This window comes from Desulfomicrobium orale DSM 12838, from assembly GCF_001553625.1.
GTDB lineage: Bacteria > Desulfobacterota > Desulfovibrionia > Desulfovibrionales > Desulfomicrobiaceae > Desulfomicrobium > Desulfomicrobium orale.
In genome coordinates this window covers 1,153,204-1,170,022 of record NZ_CP014230.1, presented here as the reverse complement: position 1 = coordinate 1,170,022, position 16,819 = coordinate 1,153,204, and the positions used below count along the sequence as shown (strand labels likewise).

The window sequence follows — 16,819 nt, the reverse complement described above, 5'->3', positions numbered from 1 at the left end:
CAGCACACCACCGGGTGAGGCTGTTTCGGCGGGAGCCGCCAGGACATCTTGTGAGCAACAAAATTCTGACCCGGGAAGAGTCCGATTTTTTTTCTCCGCCGCTGACCGCCGGTCCGCTCCGCAATGAATTATTCCCGGTGCGTTACCCCGGCTTTGCAAGGGATATTTTCTCGTACACGGGACCTTGTGTGTGCGCCGTGCTCGCCGCCTCAAATGAAGAAATGCGGCGGCTTCTGGAAAACATTGCCAACGCCGCGCAAAACGAGGGCATTCTGCTGGTGTGCGATCCCTCTCCGGAACAGGGACTTCCCGCGGGCATCACCACTCCCCTTGCAAGGCCGGTTTTCGGTGCGGACGGCGTTTCCGACTCCGGCGCCCTGACGGATATGCTCCGTCTGACGGAAGGCGGAAAGCGGATCGCTCACATCTTCAGGCCTCAAAGCGGCCAGCTCCGGCATCTGGAGGCACTCCTCCAGGCCCAGATGCAGGCCAGCCGCTTTGATACGGCATTCTTCACCCTGCTGCCACCATCTGTTGATCCCGCCCTGCTGACGTTCGCACTGGCCAGTTACCCGGTTATTCTCACGGCCGAAGGATGGTTCACCGCTTCCGGACGCTCCCGCCCGTCGGGCTCTCCGGAGGATCGTATTCTGGCGGATTTCGAAGAACACCGCCGCCTGGAGCTGAAAGACGGTCTGCTGGAAGCCATCATCGACACCATTCCCGAACCGGTGGTGGTGGGATATACGGACGGCGCCCTGGCCGGGGCCAACAAGGCGTTTTTTGAGGCCGGCGGATACACCCTTCACGAGCTGCCCACGCTGAACTGGCTTCAGGACATGGTCCGGAAAGACTTCCGGGCCACGCAGGAAGCCATGTTCGAGGCCATGCTGACCACCGGGCTGGATCAGGAATTTCAGACCGAGCTGCGCACAGCGGAAGACCGGGTTCTGCCCTGCTCGGTGCGCCTGTTTCCGCATGCCGTGGACGGCCGGATCGCTTTTTTCCACGCAATTTGCTCCCTCAATGCGGAAGCTCCCGCTCCTTCCGGTACGGACAAGCGCGAAATGTTTCTTCTGCGGCTGCGGCTGGCCTTGCAGCGGCTGGACCGCCAACGGGGATACCGCTTCGCCATCCTGGGGCTGGGCGTGGATTACGCTTCCGCCTCCCATCCCGACGAAGCCACCCAGTTCGCCGATCTCATCGCCCGGCGCACGGCCAGCTGCCTGCGTGCTCTCGACGTTCCGGCCCATTTCGATCCCAAACGCCTGTTCATCTTTCTGGATGACATCAGGAGCACGGTGGACGCGGTGCGAGTGGCCCAACGCATTCAAAACGAAATGGCCAGACCCCTGACCATCGGACAGACAGAGCATGAAATCCGGTGCGATGTGGGCGTGGTGCTGCCTCCCATCCCTCATCCCGGCGAAGACGAAATGCTCAGAGCCGCGCAGATCGCTCTCGGACGCGCCGAACGCCGGGGACAGATCACCTTTTACGACGAACGGCAAAATGACGAGGCGCTGCGTTTTCTGCGTATGGAAAAGGAGCTGCGCGCGGCTCTGGACAACGATGAACTGGAACTGCGCTTTGTCCCCGTGCGCGATATGAATTCCAGTCGGATCGCCGGAGCCGAGGCCGTCCTGCACTGGCGCCGCCCGCACCGGGAGCCGCTAAACGCCGGAGAATTTCTGCCGCTGGTGGAGCGCAGCAGCATCATCCGCGATCTGGACGCATGGTGCCTGCGGGAAAGCTGCGCCATGCTGGAGCGGATGAAAAACGCGGAGAATATCTTCCTCGTTCTCGGTATCAGCCTGAAAAGCATTCTGCGGAGCGGCTTCGCGGATGAGGCCATCAGGCAGGTGCGGGAGCGCGGTCTTGCCTCCACGATTTTCCTCAAGGCGCGGGAGGCATGGCTGGAATCCCACGGCGACCTGCTGGCCGCTTTTCTCGCCAGAGCGCACGAGGCCGGGCTGTGCATCCTGCTCGACAGGTTCACGGCAGACCGCGTCAATCTCGGGCGGCTGCACGAACTGGCTCTGGACGGCCTGATTCTGGACGAAACGCTCCTGGCCCACCCGCCCGTAACCGCCAGCGTCGGCGCTGTGGCCGCTGAAACCGGTCTGTGGATCCTTCTTCCCGGTCCCGTGGACCCTGCCGCCGGCCGGTCCCTGCACAAACACTCCTGCCGCCTGCTTGGATGGCGGGACACGGAAACGCCGCCGCTCACCGTGGAAGAGCTGCTCGGCCTGCCGGCTTCCGAACCGGCCCATTGAACGGTCAGGACCACGCCGTGCCCGCAGAAATAGTTCTTGCCGTCCTGTTCAGCGCCATGCTCCACGCCGGATGGAACGTCATCGTCAAGGGCGGTTCCGAAAAACTGTATGAATCCTCTCTCATCGCCTTGGGCGGCGGAGCGGGCATCCTGCCCGTTCTTTTTTTCCTGCCCGCCCCGGCCGCGCAGAGCTGGGGCTTTCTGGCGGCCTCCTGCTGCATCCACACCACATACTATGTCGTGCTCAGCCTGGCTTACAGGTATACGGACATGGCCTACAGCTACACCATCATGCGCGGCACGGCTCCGCTGCTCACCTCTGTGCTGCTGTTCGCGGCCATGGATGTCCGGCTCACTCCGGGCGGATTCAGCGGCGTTTTTCTCCTGTCCTGCGGCATCCTGACCCTGACCGTGGACGCCGTGCGGCGCGGGGCTTTCTCCGCAGCCGGAACCGGCATGGCCCTGGGAAACGCCCTCGTCATCATGGCCTATACGGTGAGCGACGGCTACGGAGCCCGCGCCAGCGGTCACGCTGTCAGTTACGTGTGCTGGCTGCACCTGCTGAACGCCATCCCCATCACGGCGGCGCTGCTGCTGACCAAGGGGCGGGATTACCGCAACTATGTCCGGGGCCGCTGGAAAACCGGAATGTTGGGCGGTCTGTTCGGGCTGGGCGCTTACGGCATCAGCATCTGGGCCATGACCAAAGCGCCTGTCCCACTGGTGGCGGCTCTGCGGGAAAGCTCCGTCATTTTCGGCATGCTGTTCAGTGTCTGGCTGCTCAAGGAAAAACTGACGCCCGCGCGCGTGGCCGCCGTATGGCTGGTGGCGGCCGGAGCCATATGCATCAGAATGCTGGCCTGAGCGAAGGGACGACGAAGGACGGCAGCCTCCCGGAGCCGCCTAAGCCGGACCAGCAGACTCTTCCTGCGGGGCTTGACTCTTACAGATTTCAGGAATTGAACAAGTCTGCCGTCATGCTGCCGCGAAACGGGAAAGTGACGGAAGAAACGGCTGCAACTTCAGCGCGATGCATCCATTGCGGGTTCAGGGAGGATTCATGAAATTGACGGCATTCTTCGCACTGCTTCTGCTGGTTCTTTGCCCGCCGGTTATGGCCGGGAGCGAGACAGAATTTTTTCAGCCCTATGCGGCGGTCAGCCCTCAGAAATCCTCATCGGATGCCGAAAACTACGTGCAGCAGGAATTTCAGATGCGTCCGGAGGCGCTGGCGTTGCTTTCAGCGGGCAAGGAAGGCGAGTTCTTCCTGATTCTGCCCATTGTGGACGGTCTGTACGCCCGGCTCTTTGAGCTTTCGGTGGACAAACAGGGCCAGCTGTACCGCAAACCCCGCCCGGTCGCCACGGCCCGGCTCGGCGAAGGCCGCAACCATCAGGCGCTTTTGATGCACATTCCCGTATCCGAAGGTGCACCTTCTTATGAACTCTGCCTGCAGAACGAGGAAAATGGCGAGGAATATTGCTGGCAGCCGGGCTACAGCGGCAAGACGGACGAACTCAAGCTGGACCAAGGCTTCATCCTGCTGGGCGATTCGGAACAGTAGGCGAAACGGCAAGGGCAAAGAGCGTTCCCCTATGACTACAGTCTCCATCCGAAAAAACCGTTTCGGGGCGCGGCCGTGAGCATTGACGTCCACACGCACGCCTTCCACCCCAAAGTCGCGGGCAAGGTTCTGGAACAGCTTCACAGGCATTACGGGCTGAACCCCGTGGGCACGGGCCTGCTGGACGACCTGAAGGCCCGGCTGAAACGGGCCGGAATCGAACGGACCATCCTGCTTTCAGCGGCCACCAATGCGCTTCAGGTGGAAGTGGTCAACGACTGGGCCATCGGGTTGCGCGCCGATCCCATGCTGGAGCCCTTCGGCTCTCTGCATCCGGCTTACGCTCACTGGGAAAAGGAGCTGCAACGGCTGGAGGCGGCCGGTATTCTCGGGCTCAAGTTTCATCCCGATTTTCAGGGTTTCTGGATGGACGATCCGCGTCTGGGCCCCATGTGGGAGACCATTTCCGACCGTTTTCTGATCCTGTTCCACATGGGGGACCGCACCGCGCCGGAGAAGAACCCATCCAGCGCCCGCCGCCTGAACTGGCTGCGCCGCAATTTTCCGGCCCTGCGCGTGGTGGCCGCGCATCTGGGGGGCGTGTTCCAGTGGGGGCACGCCATTGAGCACATCGTAGGGCAGGACGTATTTCTGGATACATCGAGCGCCATCGGCATGATCTCCGATGACGACCTGCATACCATTCTGCGCCGCCACCCTTCCGACCGGCTGCTTTTCGGCAGCGACTATCCCCTGTTCGACCAGAGCGCGGAGTTGCGCCGCTGGCAGCAGCGAGCCAGGGTCTCCGACGGCTGGATTCAGGACCTGCTGGACCGCGGCGATCTGCTGCTGCGGGATTTTGCCGCGTCCCGGGAACCTGCGCGGGCGGCGGGCGATATTACATGACGCCGTCCGCGGCCGTCACATTTCGTATCCACACATTTCGTTCTTCTCTGGTCCGCTCCCAGGAAAGGTTTTCCGCAAAACCGTGCGGAGCGGCCGGATCGACAGAAAATTCCCGCTCTTCCTCTCCCCGCCGGACCAGGACCATGGCTGGCTGGCCGTGCTGTCTGGCCTTGGAAGAAAAGGAAGCCAGACAGGCGGCCGCTTCCCGCAGCGCGTGTTCCGGCCAGGACGATCCCGGAGCCGGGCGGCAAAGGCCCTGCGGTCCGGGAAAATCCCGCGCTTCGAGCAGATAGTCGCCGGGCCGGGCCAAGGCCAGCACCCGTTCGTTGGACTGGCGATCCCGGCCCATGGTCAGCCAGTATGCGGCCCCTCCTTCCCTTTTCCAGAGCTGGCGGCCGACATTGGCCAGTTCGAAGTCTCCGGCCAGAGGCCGGGAAAAAACGCGCAGAAGGGGCCAGTAGCGCCGGGCGGACTCCTTTTCACTCAGGCGGCAGCCCCCGGCCTGGGCCGGAATACTGGTCACGCCCAGAATCTTTGCCAGCCCGAACTGGCCGCGCCGTCCCCGGCCATTTATGGCATACAGCTTTTCGCGGTCCACCAGCCCGGACTCTTCCATGGGCGTAGGCGGCAGCAGGCGCGCGCTCAGAGGCCGCAGCAGCAGACCGCGGACCTCGGCATCATTGCGGATGGTGTTCAGGGTGTCGGCCCGCTGGGACATGGGCCGCTGCCCCAGCACTTCGCCGGAAATGAGAAATTTTGCGCCGTATGCAGGTAAAAGTGCCTTGGCCCGGCGCAGCATGAGAATTTTACAGTCCACGCACGGATTGAGCACCTTGCCGAAGCCGTGGCCGGGAAAACCCGCCATGAGATCCACAAACTCCTGTCCTACGTCCACGGGCACGATGGGCAGCCCATATTCCCGCGTCCAGAGGGGAATCTGTTCCGGTTTGCCGAAAAAGGGGCTGACGAAATGAAGGCCCAGGATTTTGTGCCCGAGGCTCTGCATGAGCCGGGAGGCCAGGATGCTGTCCAGACCGCCGGAAAACAGGGAAAGGGCGTCGTATTCTTCCATGGTGCGCGTTTTGGTGGAAAATATGGCTCCGCTTTGCCTGCCGGGGACGGTTTTGCCGGTATTTCCTTACCCCGCCGCGAGCGGAATTTCCTCTTGGCCGGTCGGGATATGCATTGAAAGAGGGGATTACGGAGGAAAGAGGAATATACATCTCCGGTCTTCGAACGCATACGAGCTGACAGGAAATCCTGCCAGCTCGTGCGGATCCGCTTTTGCGGACAGTCCCAGAGATCGTACCCGCCAGTCGGGGCGAAATCGGACTAATGGTGCTCGTCCCGCATGTTTTCCCTGATGCGGTAACAGGCCGCGGTGACGATGGCCGCAAGGTAGATGAAGATTCCCGCCACTCCGACAGCGCCCTGTATGGTGCTGTGCAGCATGTTTCCAAAAAGTTCGCCCAGCATGCGGTTTCCCTCCGGTTGTACGTCAATCACAAGCGGCCCGGCCAAATCACGAGGTTCCTTTCACAACCATGGCCCATTTGGAAAGTCAAGGGCAAGCGGCCCGTACTGCGGCTGCCGTGAGGCCCTGTCCGCTTCTTAGCAGTGTATCCATTCTGCTGCCACATTCTTTCAGATTCCTGATCTCCTTTTCGCCAGTGATGCGAGAAAAGAGTGAATAACGGAGGCTCCTGCCAAGGCGGTGATGCCGGAGAGGTCTTTGTCCGGGAGTATTTCTACGAGATCCATTCCCACGCAATCAAGGCGTGGACAGATGTGCCTCATAAGAGAAAGTGCCTCCCATGTAGTAAAGCCTTCAATTTCCGGAGTACCGGTTCCGGGTGCACAGGAAGCATCCAAAAAATCAATGTCAAAAGTCACGTATACCGGCTTATCACCAGCTCTTGTCACAACTTCTTCAGCTACATGAGTTATACCTCGCTCATGCAGTTCCTGCCCCATGATAATGCGAAGTCCCTGGCTCTTAGGCCAATCAAGAATAGTTCTGCTGTATAACGGTCCACGGATTCCTATCTGCGTAGAATATTCTGGAATGATCAGTCCTTCCTTGATCGCCCAGTAAAATGGTGAACCATGATTATACGGTTTGCCGAAATAGGAGCCGACGGTATCGCTATGTGCGTCAAAATGTACCAGAGCCACCGGCCCGCGCGCTGCATGCATAGCACGCAGAATACCCAGACTGACGAGATGGTCTCCTCCAATCAATATTGGAATCGCAGGTGATTCCATATATGGAATAAGTCCCTGACACATGGCATCAAGGCTTTCCTCCACGTAGCCGGGTATGGTGTCGATATCCCCGCCATCGATGATAGAAAGATGTTCGCTGATATCAACATCGAGCACCGGGCAGTATGGTTTGAGGATATTGGACGCCTCTCGCACTGCGGCCGGTCCGAAACGTGCACCTGGGCGATAAGACGTTGCACTGTCAAATGGAATACCCATGATGATTACATCTGTATTCATAACTCCATACTTGACAGGCATACGCATAAAACTTCGGATTCCACAAAAACGTGGAGACTGCAATGAATTGACCATTTCTATGAACACCTCATTTATCTTGTTATCCAAAAATTTTATTTGGGAGCCATGTTATGATTGATGGATACAACATTAGAACAACTAAAAGTAAAGCTTGGATCAGAATAAAAGGGACAGCTCCCCAATAAATATCGTGTAATTTTATTTCCTTTGGCGCTACAGCTTTCATATAAAAAAGATTTAATCCATATGGTGGAGTAATATACGCCATTTGCATATTCACAACAAAAAGAATACCAAACCAGACTGGATCAAGCCCTAAGCCGACAATGATGGGAATATATATGGGCATACACATGAATAAGATGGCAATATCATCCATGAACATTCCGAGAATAAAGAAAGATAATTGAATACAGACCATAACAACCAGTGGTTCTGCGCCCATATTCAACACAAGATTTTTAATCATAGCTGTTGCGCCGAGTCCTGTGTACACTTTACTGAAGATCAGAGCCGCAATGATGATGTACCCCGCGAACCCGGATATAGCAAAAGTTTGACGACAGGCCCGGCCCAGCATGGCCAAGGAGAGGCGACCCTTTACTCCGGCGCAGACGAGAGAGCCGAACGCACCAATCGCGGCCGCCTCGGTGGGAGAGGTAATGCCCATGAAAATGCAGCCGAGGATGGAGACAATAAGAGCCAGAGGCAAAATAAGTTCTGTCAGTGCGGCAACCCGCTCTTTAAACGGAGGGCGCTCCTCGCTTGTGATGGCCGGAGCCATTTCCGGTCTTAACCAGGAAAGTACGGCAATATACACTAGATACATACCCGCAAGTATAAGGCCCGGTATGATGCCGCCCGCGAAAAGACGGCCGACCGAGACACCACTGATAAATGAATACATAACCATCATCATGCTTGGCGGAATGAGAAAGCCGAGTGCTCCTCCGGCCTGCACGATACCTACGGCCAGCCTTTTGTTGTAGTTTTTCTGGAGCATGGCAGGCACAGCGATAACACCCATAGAAAGAATTGTGGCGCTGCTCACCCCCAGCATCGCCGCCATGAGTGCGCATATCAGAATTGTTCCGATACCTAGCGCCCCCCGGATGCGGCCGGACCACATATAGACCGTATGGAACATATCCTTAGCTATCCGGGATTCGTGTAGCACAAACCCCATGAATATAAACAAAGGAATGGCACTAAGTACGATGTTGCTCATCAGATCGAGTGTAGAGAAATAGACGATGTCTCTTGCGCCATCGCCCCAGAGAAATATTCCCGCGAGTACACCCACTGCCCCCAGGCAATACACGACAGGGAGGCCGGCTCCCATCAGAAAAAGCATGGACAAAAACATCAGTCCGGTTACTTCAAAAGGACTCATTCCAGCTCCTTTCCCGTGAGGGCCAGCCAAAAGTTACGCAGGAATTCGGCTATCGTTTGCAGGAACGTGAGGAAAAATGCGACAGGAATAAGGGCTTTCCAATGATACACAGGCTGACCCCAGGCCGAGCAGGATACCTCCTGCATTTCCCAGGATTCCAGAGCATATATTGCGGAAGTGATAAGCAGCTGAAAGAAAAGTACTGCAGTAAATATGTATGTTATACAGCTTACCATTCCTCTCGTTCGGGGCTTCCATTTGGAAGAGAAAAGATCTATACCGACTTGGACCTTATCCAGAACAGAAGATGGCCCGGAAAATATCATATATAATCCAAAAATCATCATCCCAAGTTCTGTCCCCCAGATCACCGGAGAATTCAGGAAATATCGTATAACCACATCAAAGAGCATCACCCCAATAAGCGGAAATATCAGCAACATGTTGCAGTTTGTTATGGAGTTATTCAGGCGGTCTATACCGCTTACGACAGATCGTATTGCCATTATCATCTCCTGCTCCATATATTTCCATCTTGCATCCCGAATTTCTGCAACGGAAGATACTCCGTCCCTTTGTGAAGCCAAGGTCTCCCGGCATAATGCCGGGAGACCTTGCGGCTATTCAAGCCGTCCTATGGCCTGAGCGAAGTCTTTCAGAATTTTCACTCCCTTTGCCGCTTCAGGGGACTTTTCAGCTTCCTGTTCCCAGACAGCCACTGCGGCCTTGACCAATTCCTTCTGATCGGCTTCAGAAAAAGTAGTCACTTTGTCTTTGAAGATATCGGCGAGTACATTGAGGCTCTCATTTTCCCCCCAAGAATACCAATACCATCGAGCCTGATCTGCAGCGGCTTGAATGCCTACGCGTATATCCGATGGCATTTCGTCCCAAATTTTTTTATTAATGATCAATGTATCCGTAATTGGATTAATAAGCGGCGTTATATTGATATATGGAGCAACTTCATAAAATTTTGTCTCTTTATATTCTGCGGCATTTCCATATACTACTGCGTCAATCTGTCCAGTTGCAAGTGCCATATATATATCCTCAGGAGGCATTGTCACTACATTAATTCCAAGAGATGCCAGCATTTTTGCAGTTGCTCCGACGACCCTGACCTTCATCTTACGCATATCGTCCAGCGATCGGATGGGTTGTTTACTGGCGGTATGATACGATGCCGCCCAAGTGGGGCCTAGATACACAACGCCAGCTTTTTCATACTCCTTGCCAATGAGAGTCCTAAGCCCTCGTTCATCATAAAGCAGTGTGGCTTCAGTGGCAGACATCCATGACATGGGTAAACCAGACTCAATGGTGCCGGTCTTCAACTCCGAGAAGTGATGCCCCATCCCCTGACCCATTTCGATCATTCCATTCTTGACGGATTTGAGAATGTTGGCAGAGGCAATCAATTCTCCTCCCGTGAACACCTGCACCTCCACTTTTCCTCCGGTGTTCTTTTTGACCTGCTCCGCAAAATATTTGGCACCAGCAGCCGTCGACGGCGAATAATAGGTCTGCAATCTCAGCCTATATTCCGCCGCAAAGACAGGACTGAGGCACAAAAGAAAAGTCACCACCATACAGATCAGAACGGACACTTTCCTCGTCATGACACACACCTCGTCTTAGGTAACTGGTTGAAAATCCAAAGTTACATATTTGAAGCATCATCTGATACATCTGATATCGTGTACATAAAACAAAAATTTTAAAAAAGGAACCTATTTCATGGGTATCAAAATGCCTTCTCCGGTATAATAAATTATGGGTCATGCCTAGCTGAGTGGATTTTCTCTGAGCATTTTGAGCAGAAGTTTATAACTATCTTCGTTTCTATGGTTAAAGCGAAATTCACATTCTTTCAAATGAAAGTAAAAAGTGTGCTTGGGCAAACCCCTAAAACGAACAAGTCGTGTTTTGGCAAAAGCCCAGAAGCTCTCAATGCCGTTAATGTGTGAGTTTTTATTGGCAAATTCATTGTTGCCATGCTCAACCCGGAAGTGTTTTTGGTAGCCTAGGTCTACGAGACCATCATAGCCGCGCCAGCCATCAGAGTGAATAATGCTTTCAAGTTTCACGCGGCCCCGGATGATCCCTTGGAGGGTGATTTTTGAACAGTCCGGGACAATTTCGGTATAAACGCGACCTTCACGCTTGAATAAGCCGAACACAATGGTTTTGCCCTTGGCTCCTCGGCCTCTGACTCCTTTAACGCGGCGTGCGCCAAAATAGCTTTCATCAACCTCAACTTCGCCTTGAACAGGAGACTCCGCCTCGCAGAACCGGGCAATCCTCTCTCGGAAAGCAGCCAGATAACGGTTCGCGGTATTACGATTTACCCCGGCTATTTCAGCTATCTGCAGGGCATTCAAATCCACGGCAAACAGCTTCACTATTTGTCGGACTTTGGCCTCTGAAATTCTTGAACGCTTCGCATACTTGTTTTTCATTGTCGTGACTAGCCTTATAGTCGAATGGAGACTCATGGACTAGGCATGACCCTAAATTATTTTAAATCAATACATTATAAAAATATCAACTGATATACCAATTAATTTATAACTTGAAATTTCTATTTACCCAAATAAAAGGATACAATCAATCCTTCGCATAGGGCCAGAACCCTTTGATACCATTGGCGTGATCACGTCCCACAGACAGGCCTTCCTCCTCTCTGATCACGATATGGCCCTTGAAGGTTGTCTCATCGTACTCCGAACAGCCGCCAAAAACTCCGCCTAACTGTTTGCCATGACGCATAAAGTGGATAAGAAAAGCATTTCGCTGATGGAGAACGCTCCCAGGAAGACGCGTTGACAGCAGAGGAACTCCTCACAGACCACAGACAAATCACCGCATCAGATCTGCCTTTACTCAGCTATCAAGACGGGAGTCAGGTCAATTTGGGCAGGTATCACCCTAAGCTCATAGGAGAAAATGTGAAAAACACCAAAACACGAGGAAGTGTCCCCCCGCACACCCACGTACATAGCCGCTCCTCCCTTTCAAATGCACTTGTAAACTATAAAGAAAAATCTTCGAAACTAACCGAAAAGACTGGGCAAGCACCCGCCCAAAGTGGCAGAGAGATCGTCTATCAATACATACAGAAGCAAATGAAGGCAGGCATATTGCTTCCTGGAAGCGTGCTAGACTTGCAGAGTATTAGTAAAGCTCTCGGAATAAGCAATACACCATTGCGTGATTCTCTCATTCGCTTGGAGGCTGAGGGATATCTAACTATATATCCACGCAGCAAAGTCGTTATTAATACACTTGAGTTGAAAGATTTTCCTTTTTTATATGAAATAATGGGCTCTTTGGAATATACAACAATATCTTCTTCAATTAATAATTACACCAATAAAATAATATTATATATGAAAAAATTAAATACTTTTATGCGAAAAGCGATAAATGATGGAGATATGATGCAATACGACTCAATTCATTACGAATTTCATGACATTTTTTTTCATGTTTCATCGAATATATTTGCAGAAAGAATACTTCATCCAATAAAAAACAGATTATGGGATTTTCCAAGAAAAAATATTTCCATTGGATGGTATCACGCTGCTATTGACGAGCATGAGTTGATTGTTGACTCTATAGAGAGAAAAGATATTCTTTCACTTATGCATAATATCAAGAATCTTCATTGGGGGTTTGCTCATAATGAAGCATATATCCGAAAAACATATAATTTCTGATGAAATGGGAATCCATACTCATAACCCATACATTCCTTTCTCAGACCGGAAAAATTTCTTCTCTGGAGAGTTTTTTGGCAGAGAGACTCAATTCCCGCGCCTGCGGCTGGAGGGGGCAGATGCATTCCGGGACGAATCTGTTCCAGACAGAAGAGGATGATGGCGATCCAGACCATGCCAAAACCCGCGAACTGGGCGCGGGAAAAAGGTTCGCGGTACAGGAATACGCCCAGCAGAAACTGGATGGACGGGGCCGAGTATTGCAGGATGCCGATCATGGTCAGGGAAATGCGCCGTGCAGCCGCCGCAAACATGACCAGCGGCAGAGTGGTGACCACGCCCGCACCCGCGAGAAGCAGGCTGGATGTTGTTCCCGTATGCAGAAAAACGCCCGTGCCGGAGACTTCGCTGATGAGCAGCCAGCCCAGGGCCAGTGGGAAAAGCAGGGCCGTTTCCAGAGTCAGTCCTTCGAACGCGCCAAGGGACGCTTTCTTTTTGATCAGGCTATAGAGGCTGAACGTCCCGGCCAGGACCAGGGCAATCCAGGGCGGGCGGCCGTAATCCACGGCCAGATAGATCACTCCCGCAGCGGCCAGTCCCACAGGAAGCCACTGCAATGGCCTCAGACGTTCGTGCAGAAAAGCCACGCCAAGCAGCACCGAGAGCAGTGGATTGATGAAGTAACCAAGGCTTGCTTCGACAATATAGCCCGAATTCACGCTCCAGACATAGACGAACCAATTCACCCCGATGAGCAGACTGGCCAGGCCATAGCTGCGCCATATGGCGGGATTCAGGCTGCGGCGCAGGGCGGCCGTGCGCCGGGTGGCTTTCAGAAAAATGATCAGGGCCGCGAAAGACCAGACAATGCGGTGCCCCAAAAGCTGGTCTGCGGGAACGTGCTGCAGAAGCTTCCAGTAGATGGGCAGTAGGCCCCAGCAGGCGTAGGCGCAGAGCGCCATGAGGATGCCGGTGTTCAGCATGGGATGCTTGGCCTTGAGAGACGGGACAGGGTCAGGGCCATTCGACATACTCCGGACCGAGCTGATGCATCTGGCGCTGGATCCAGGCCGCGCGGCGCAGCACGTAAGGCGACGGATTGGCGGCCGACAGCCTCCGGGGGCTGGGCAGCACCGCCGCCAGCACGGCGGACTCGTGCCGGGTCAGGGCTTCCGGCTTCTTGCCGAAGAAACGCCGGGCCGCCGCATTTACGCCGTAGATATTGTCGCCGAACTCGGCGATGTTCAGATACATTTCCAGAATCCGCTCTTTGGGCCACAGAAGTTCGATACACACCGTCAGCCCGGCCTCCAGAGCCTTGCGGCCGTAGCCGCGCCCGGACCACAGAAAGAGATTCTTGGCCACCTGCTGGCTGATGGTGCTCGCACCACGTATGGACCTGCCCTGTCTGTTATGACGCACGGCCTGACCGATGGCCTTCAGATCGAAACCCCAGTGATGAGGAAAGTTCTGGTCCTCGGCGGCCACAACGGCCAGAGCCATATGCGCCGGAATACGCCGCCCGGATACCCATTGATAATCAAGCGGCCGGGCCGGGGGCGAAGACAGGTTTTCGGCATGGCGCGTCATCATGAAGGCGGATGTGGGGGCCGGCAGCCAGCGCAGCGCCAGAATCAGGAGCGAAATGAAAAGGACTCCCCCCGCTATCGTCCTGACAATTATCCGCCGGATAGCCCGAAGCCGACCGTTTGGCTTCCGCCCCCGGCGGGAGTCTTTTTTCCCGCGGCGGGAAGTTTTGGATATGGCTCTTGGCATATTTTTCCGCGCACCGCAGACGACACATCTGAAATTGCCGCCAGGAAGCGGCTTCCGGGCCGGCCCCTGAGACAGGTCTTCGAGGGAGGCTCCGACAAAGCACCGGGCGTGTTTTGAAAATCGGCTCAATCCAAGCCGGGCAGCGGCGCGGGCCGCCCGGTATGGTATCCTTGGGCCCGGTCGCAGTGCTTCTGCCTCAGAAATTCGAGCTGTTTTTCGTTTTCCACGCCTTCGGCCGTGACGGTCAGGCCGAGATTGTCGGCCAGGGTGATGAGCGCGTCCACCAGAGCTTCGGATTTCCTGCTTTCGGAATTTCCCGAACCAATTTCCATGACGAAAGACCTGTCGACCTTCAGGCTGTCGATGGGCAGTGACTTGAGATACGACATGGAAGAGTAGCCCGTGCCGAAATCGTCGATGCTGATGGTGATGCCGAGCTTTCGCAGGGCGTCAAGACGCTCCGCCACGGTGCCGAGGCCATGCATGACCGTGCTTTCGGTCATTTCCAGCTCCAGCCTGTCGGCGGGAAAGTCCGTTTTCTCCAGAGTCTGCTGGACCAGTTCCAGAAAATTGTCTTGGACGAACTGCACGGCGGAGACATTGACGGCCACCCGTATCCACGGTTGTCCGGCCAGATGCAGGCGTTTGATCTCCCGGCAGGCCGTTTCCAGAACCCAGCCGCCCAGCACGACGATGAAACCTGTTTCCTCGGCGATGGGTATGAATGCCGACGGAGGAATCAGACGGCCATCCGGCTTGCGCCAGCGGATCAGGGCTTCGTAACCGATGGTCTTTCTGGTCTCCATGTCCACCTGAGGCTGAAACTCCAGCAGGAACTCCTCCTGTTCCAGGGCGCGGGCCATGTCGTTCTCCAGCTCCAGACGTTCCATGAACTGTTCCATGATGGAACTGTCGTAGTAACGCAGGACACTGCCGCCGTTTTTCTTGGCATGCTGCATGGCCACATCGGCGTACTGATACAGGATGCCGGGGTCGTCGCTGTCCGCGGGGAAGAGACTGGCCCCGATGCTCACGCTCAGATTGAAGCTGTAATTCCCCTCCTCAAAAGGCGGGGCAATGACTTCCATGAACCGCGCACACATGCGTTCCACTTCCGCATAGCTGTCCAATGGCGCGGAAATGAGCATGAACTCGTCCCCGCCGGTACGGGCCAGAATGTCTCCGGGCCGGGTGGCGGTCTGCAGCCGCCGGGCCATTTCCTGAAGCACATTATCGCCGAAGGAGTGCCCCAGCAGGTCGTTGGCGTTCTTGAAGCGGTCCAGATCGATGAAGATCACGGCCCGCTTCAGTCCGTTCTTCCCGCTTTCGGCAATGGTCCGGCGCAGATGGTCCAGAAAAAAGAAGCGGTTGGGCAGGCCGGTCAGGGAATCGTGGAAAGCCTGATATTGCAGATCGCTGGTCAGGCGGTGGTTGTCGAGAATGACGGTGGCCATGTCCGAAACGGTCTGGAGCACGTCATCGAGATGAAGGGTTTCCTGATCCGGCAGTCCGGCCGGGATGAAGGCGCAGATCACCGTGCCGGACCGGCCGCCGCTGTTGAGCGATATGGGCAGAAGATGCGCCCGGAGGGCTCCTTCGACCTCGCCGACCAGAACCGATCTGGCACCCCGCAGGGTATCGCCTTCCTCAAGGATCCCAAGCAGAGCGTCCACCGATCTCCGGCCCGCCCCGGATTTGAGACCGGGCGAGCAGTAGGCGCAGTCCCACGGCGTGTCGGCGGTTCTGGTCAGAACGGCGAGCTCGCTGCCCGGAGCCTGATTGACCAGCAGGACGAACAGGTCCTGGTACAGGGTTTTGAGCCCCTCGTTCTGAAGCATGCTTTCCAGAATCCTATTCCGGTCCGACGCCATCCGTGCGCGCAGGGTGTCGCTGGTGATGTCCTGAAGCGTACCGCACAGGGACAGGGGGCGTCCCTGCGGATTGCGCCGGATGTCCAGATCGTGCCGGACCGTGCGGGAAAAACCGTTCCGCTTGCCGACATGATGGGTCAAAGTGGCGGGTTTTCCCGTGGCTCCCACCTGGTCCATGGTTCTGATCAGTCCGGCCCGATCTTCCGCAGGAACAGTGTCCAGAAAAAACTGAAAAGCCTTCCCGCAATCAGGTTCAGCGTTGCCGAAAAGACGGGCGAACTGTTCGGAAACGGTAAACTTTCCCGACCCCAGATGTTTTTCCCAGCTGCCCATCATGGCCATATGCTGGGCCTGAGCCAGCAGCCTTTCGCTCTGTCTGGACCTGAGCAGCACCTGGTGGGTGCGCCACATGTACCGGACCCGCTGGAACAGCAGCTGCCAGTTCAGGGGTTTGGGCATGAAGTCCGTGGCCCCGGCCGCATAGGCCTGACGGATGGCTTCATTGTCGTCGGTTCCCGTGATCATGAGGATGGGCGTGTGTACGTGTCCGTCCGAAGCGCGCAGTTCCGTGCACAGTTCGATGCCGCTGGCGTCGGGCAGACGCACATCCAGAAGGATCATGTCGGCGGGAAAATCCCGGAGCAGACTGCGCATCTGTTTCGCGTTCTGGGCTACCTGCACGGAGAAACCGCCCTGGGTCAGGGTTTCCCTGGCCAGAAGGCCAAGAGTCGGATCGTCGTCCACGATCAGGATGAAAGCATGGGTTGGTTCGGGCATATCGAT

General features: G+C 55.5%; 15 protein-coding genes. 5 read left to right on the top strand and 10 right to left on the bottom strand.

Features of this window, described 5'->3' with window-relative positions; all coding sequences use genetic code 11:
- Window positions 1-50: 50 nt before the first annotated feature.
- The 4 genes from AXF15_RS05290 (at window position 51) to AXF15_RS05270 (ending at window position 4,745) form a co-directional block, all read left to right on the top strand.
- Entirely contained in the window at window positions 51-2,276 is a 2,226-nt protein-coding gene (locus AXF15_RS05290; RefSeq protein WP_066604329.1) for an EAL domain-containing protein, read from the top strand.
- 17 nt (window positions 2,277-2,293) lie between these two features.
- Entirely contained in the window at window positions 2,294-3,139 is an 846-nt protein-coding gene (locus tag AXF15_RS05285; protein ID WP_151192291.1) for an EamA family transporter, read from the top strand.
- A gap of 196 nt (window positions 3,140-3,335) precedes the next feature.
- Window positions 3,336-3,839 carry a hypothetical protein gene (locus tag AXF15_RS05275; RefSeq protein WP_066604312.1) on the top strand — a complete coding sequence of 168 codons (504 nt, stop codon included), beginning with the start codon at window positions 3,336-3,338 and terminating at the stop codon, window positions 3,837-3,839.
- A 75-nt stretch (window positions 3,840-3,914) separates the two neighbouring features.
- Window positions 3,915-4,745 (top strand): amidohydrolase family protein, encoded by an 831-nt coding sequence (locus tag AXF15_RS05270; protein WP_066604310.1) that lies wholly within the window; start codon window positions 3,915-3,917, stop codon window positions 4,743-4,745.
- Here the strand turns inward: AXF15_RS05270 and AXF15_RS05265 are convergent.
- The 7 genes from AXF15_RS05265 to AXF15_RS05235 form a co-directional block, all read right to left on the bottom strand.
- Window positions 4,738-5,817, bottom strand: coding sequence for a DUF814 domain-containing protein (locus AXF15_RS05265; RefSeq protein ID WP_066604308.1), 1,080 nt, complete (start codon window positions 5,815-5,817; stop codon window positions 4,738-4,740). The two genes, AXF15_RS05270 and AXF15_RS05265, sit on opposite strands and share 8 nt — an antisense overlap.
- A 260-nt stretch (window positions 5,818-6,077) precedes the next feature.
- Window positions 6,078-6,221 (bottom strand): hypothetical protein, encoded by a 144-nt coding sequence (locus AXF15_RS14255; protein WP_169793603.1) that lies wholly within the window; start codon window positions 6,219-6,221, stop codon window positions 6,078-6,080.
- Between the two features lie 168 nt (window positions 6,222-6,389).
- On the bottom strand, window positions 6,390-7,277 hold the full coding sequence (gene speB, locus AXF15_RS05255; RefSeq protein ID WP_236884835.1) for an agmatinase: 888 nt from the start codon (window positions 7,275-7,277) through the stop codon (window positions 6,390-6,392).
- 73 nt (window positions 7,278-7,350) lie between these two features.
- Complete coding sequence (locus AXF15_RS05250) at window positions 7,351-8,664, bottom strand: TRAP transporter large permease (RefSeq protein ID WP_066604300.1); 1,314 nt, start codon at window positions 8,662-8,664, stop codon at window positions 7,351-7,353.
- Entirely contained in the window at window positions 8,661-9,170 is a 510-nt protein-coding gene (locus AXF15_RS05245) for a TRAP transporter small permease subunit (RefSeq protein WP_211259013.1), read from the bottom strand. The genes AXF15_RS05250 and AXF15_RS05245 overlap by 4 nt, the downstream gene beginning before the upstream one ends.
- Window positions 9,171-9,284: 114 nt before the next feature.
- On the bottom strand, window positions 9,285-10,274 hold the full coding sequence (gene dctP / locus AXF15_RS05240; RefSeq protein WP_169793602.1) for a TRAP transporter substrate-binding protein DctP: 990 nt from the start codon (window positions 10,272-10,274) through the stop codon (window positions 9,285-9,287).
- Between the two features lie 177 nt (window positions 10,275-10,451).
- A complete protein-coding gene (locus AXF15_RS05235; RefSeq protein WP_066602895.1) occupies window positions 10,452-11,126 on the bottom strand; it encodes an IS1595-like element ISDeor2 family transposase in 675 nt (224 codons plus the stop codon).
- A gap of 489 nt (window positions 11,127-11,615) precedes the next feature.
- Between AXF15_RS05235 and AXF15_RS13440 the strand changes: the two genes are divergently transcribed.
- Window positions 11,616-12,389 (top strand): GntR family transcriptional regulator, encoded by a 774-nt coding sequence (locus tag AXF15_RS13440; protein WP_151192290.1) that lies wholly within the window; start codon window positions 11,616-11,618, stop codon window positions 12,387-12,389.
- Here AXF15_RS13440 and rarD read toward each other — a convergent pair.
- The 3 genes from rarD to AXF15_RS05220 form a co-directional block, all read right to left on the bottom strand.
- Entirely contained in the window at window positions 12,350-13,420 is a 1,071-nt protein-coding gene (gene rarD / locus AXF15_RS05230) for an EamA family transporter RarD (RefSeq protein ID WP_236884834.1), read from the bottom strand. The two genes, AXF15_RS13440 and rarD, sit on opposite strands and share 40 nt — an antisense overlap.
- Complete coding sequence (gene mtgA / locus AXF15_RS05225) at window positions 13,404-14,165, bottom strand: monofunctional biosynthetic peptidoglycan transglycosylase (RefSeq protein WP_066604292.1); 762 nt, start codon at window positions 14,163-14,165, stop codon at window positions 13,404-13,406. The genes rarD and mtgA overlap by 17 nt, the downstream gene beginning before the upstream one ends.
- Window positions 14,166-14,290: 125 nt before the next feature.
- On the bottom strand, window positions 14,291-16,813 hold the full coding sequence (locus tag AXF15_RS05220) for a two-component system response regulator (protein ID WP_066604290.1): 2,523 nt from the start codon (window positions 16,811-16,813) through the stop codon (window positions 14,291-14,293).
- Window positions 16,814-16,819 lie beyond the last annotated feature (6 nt).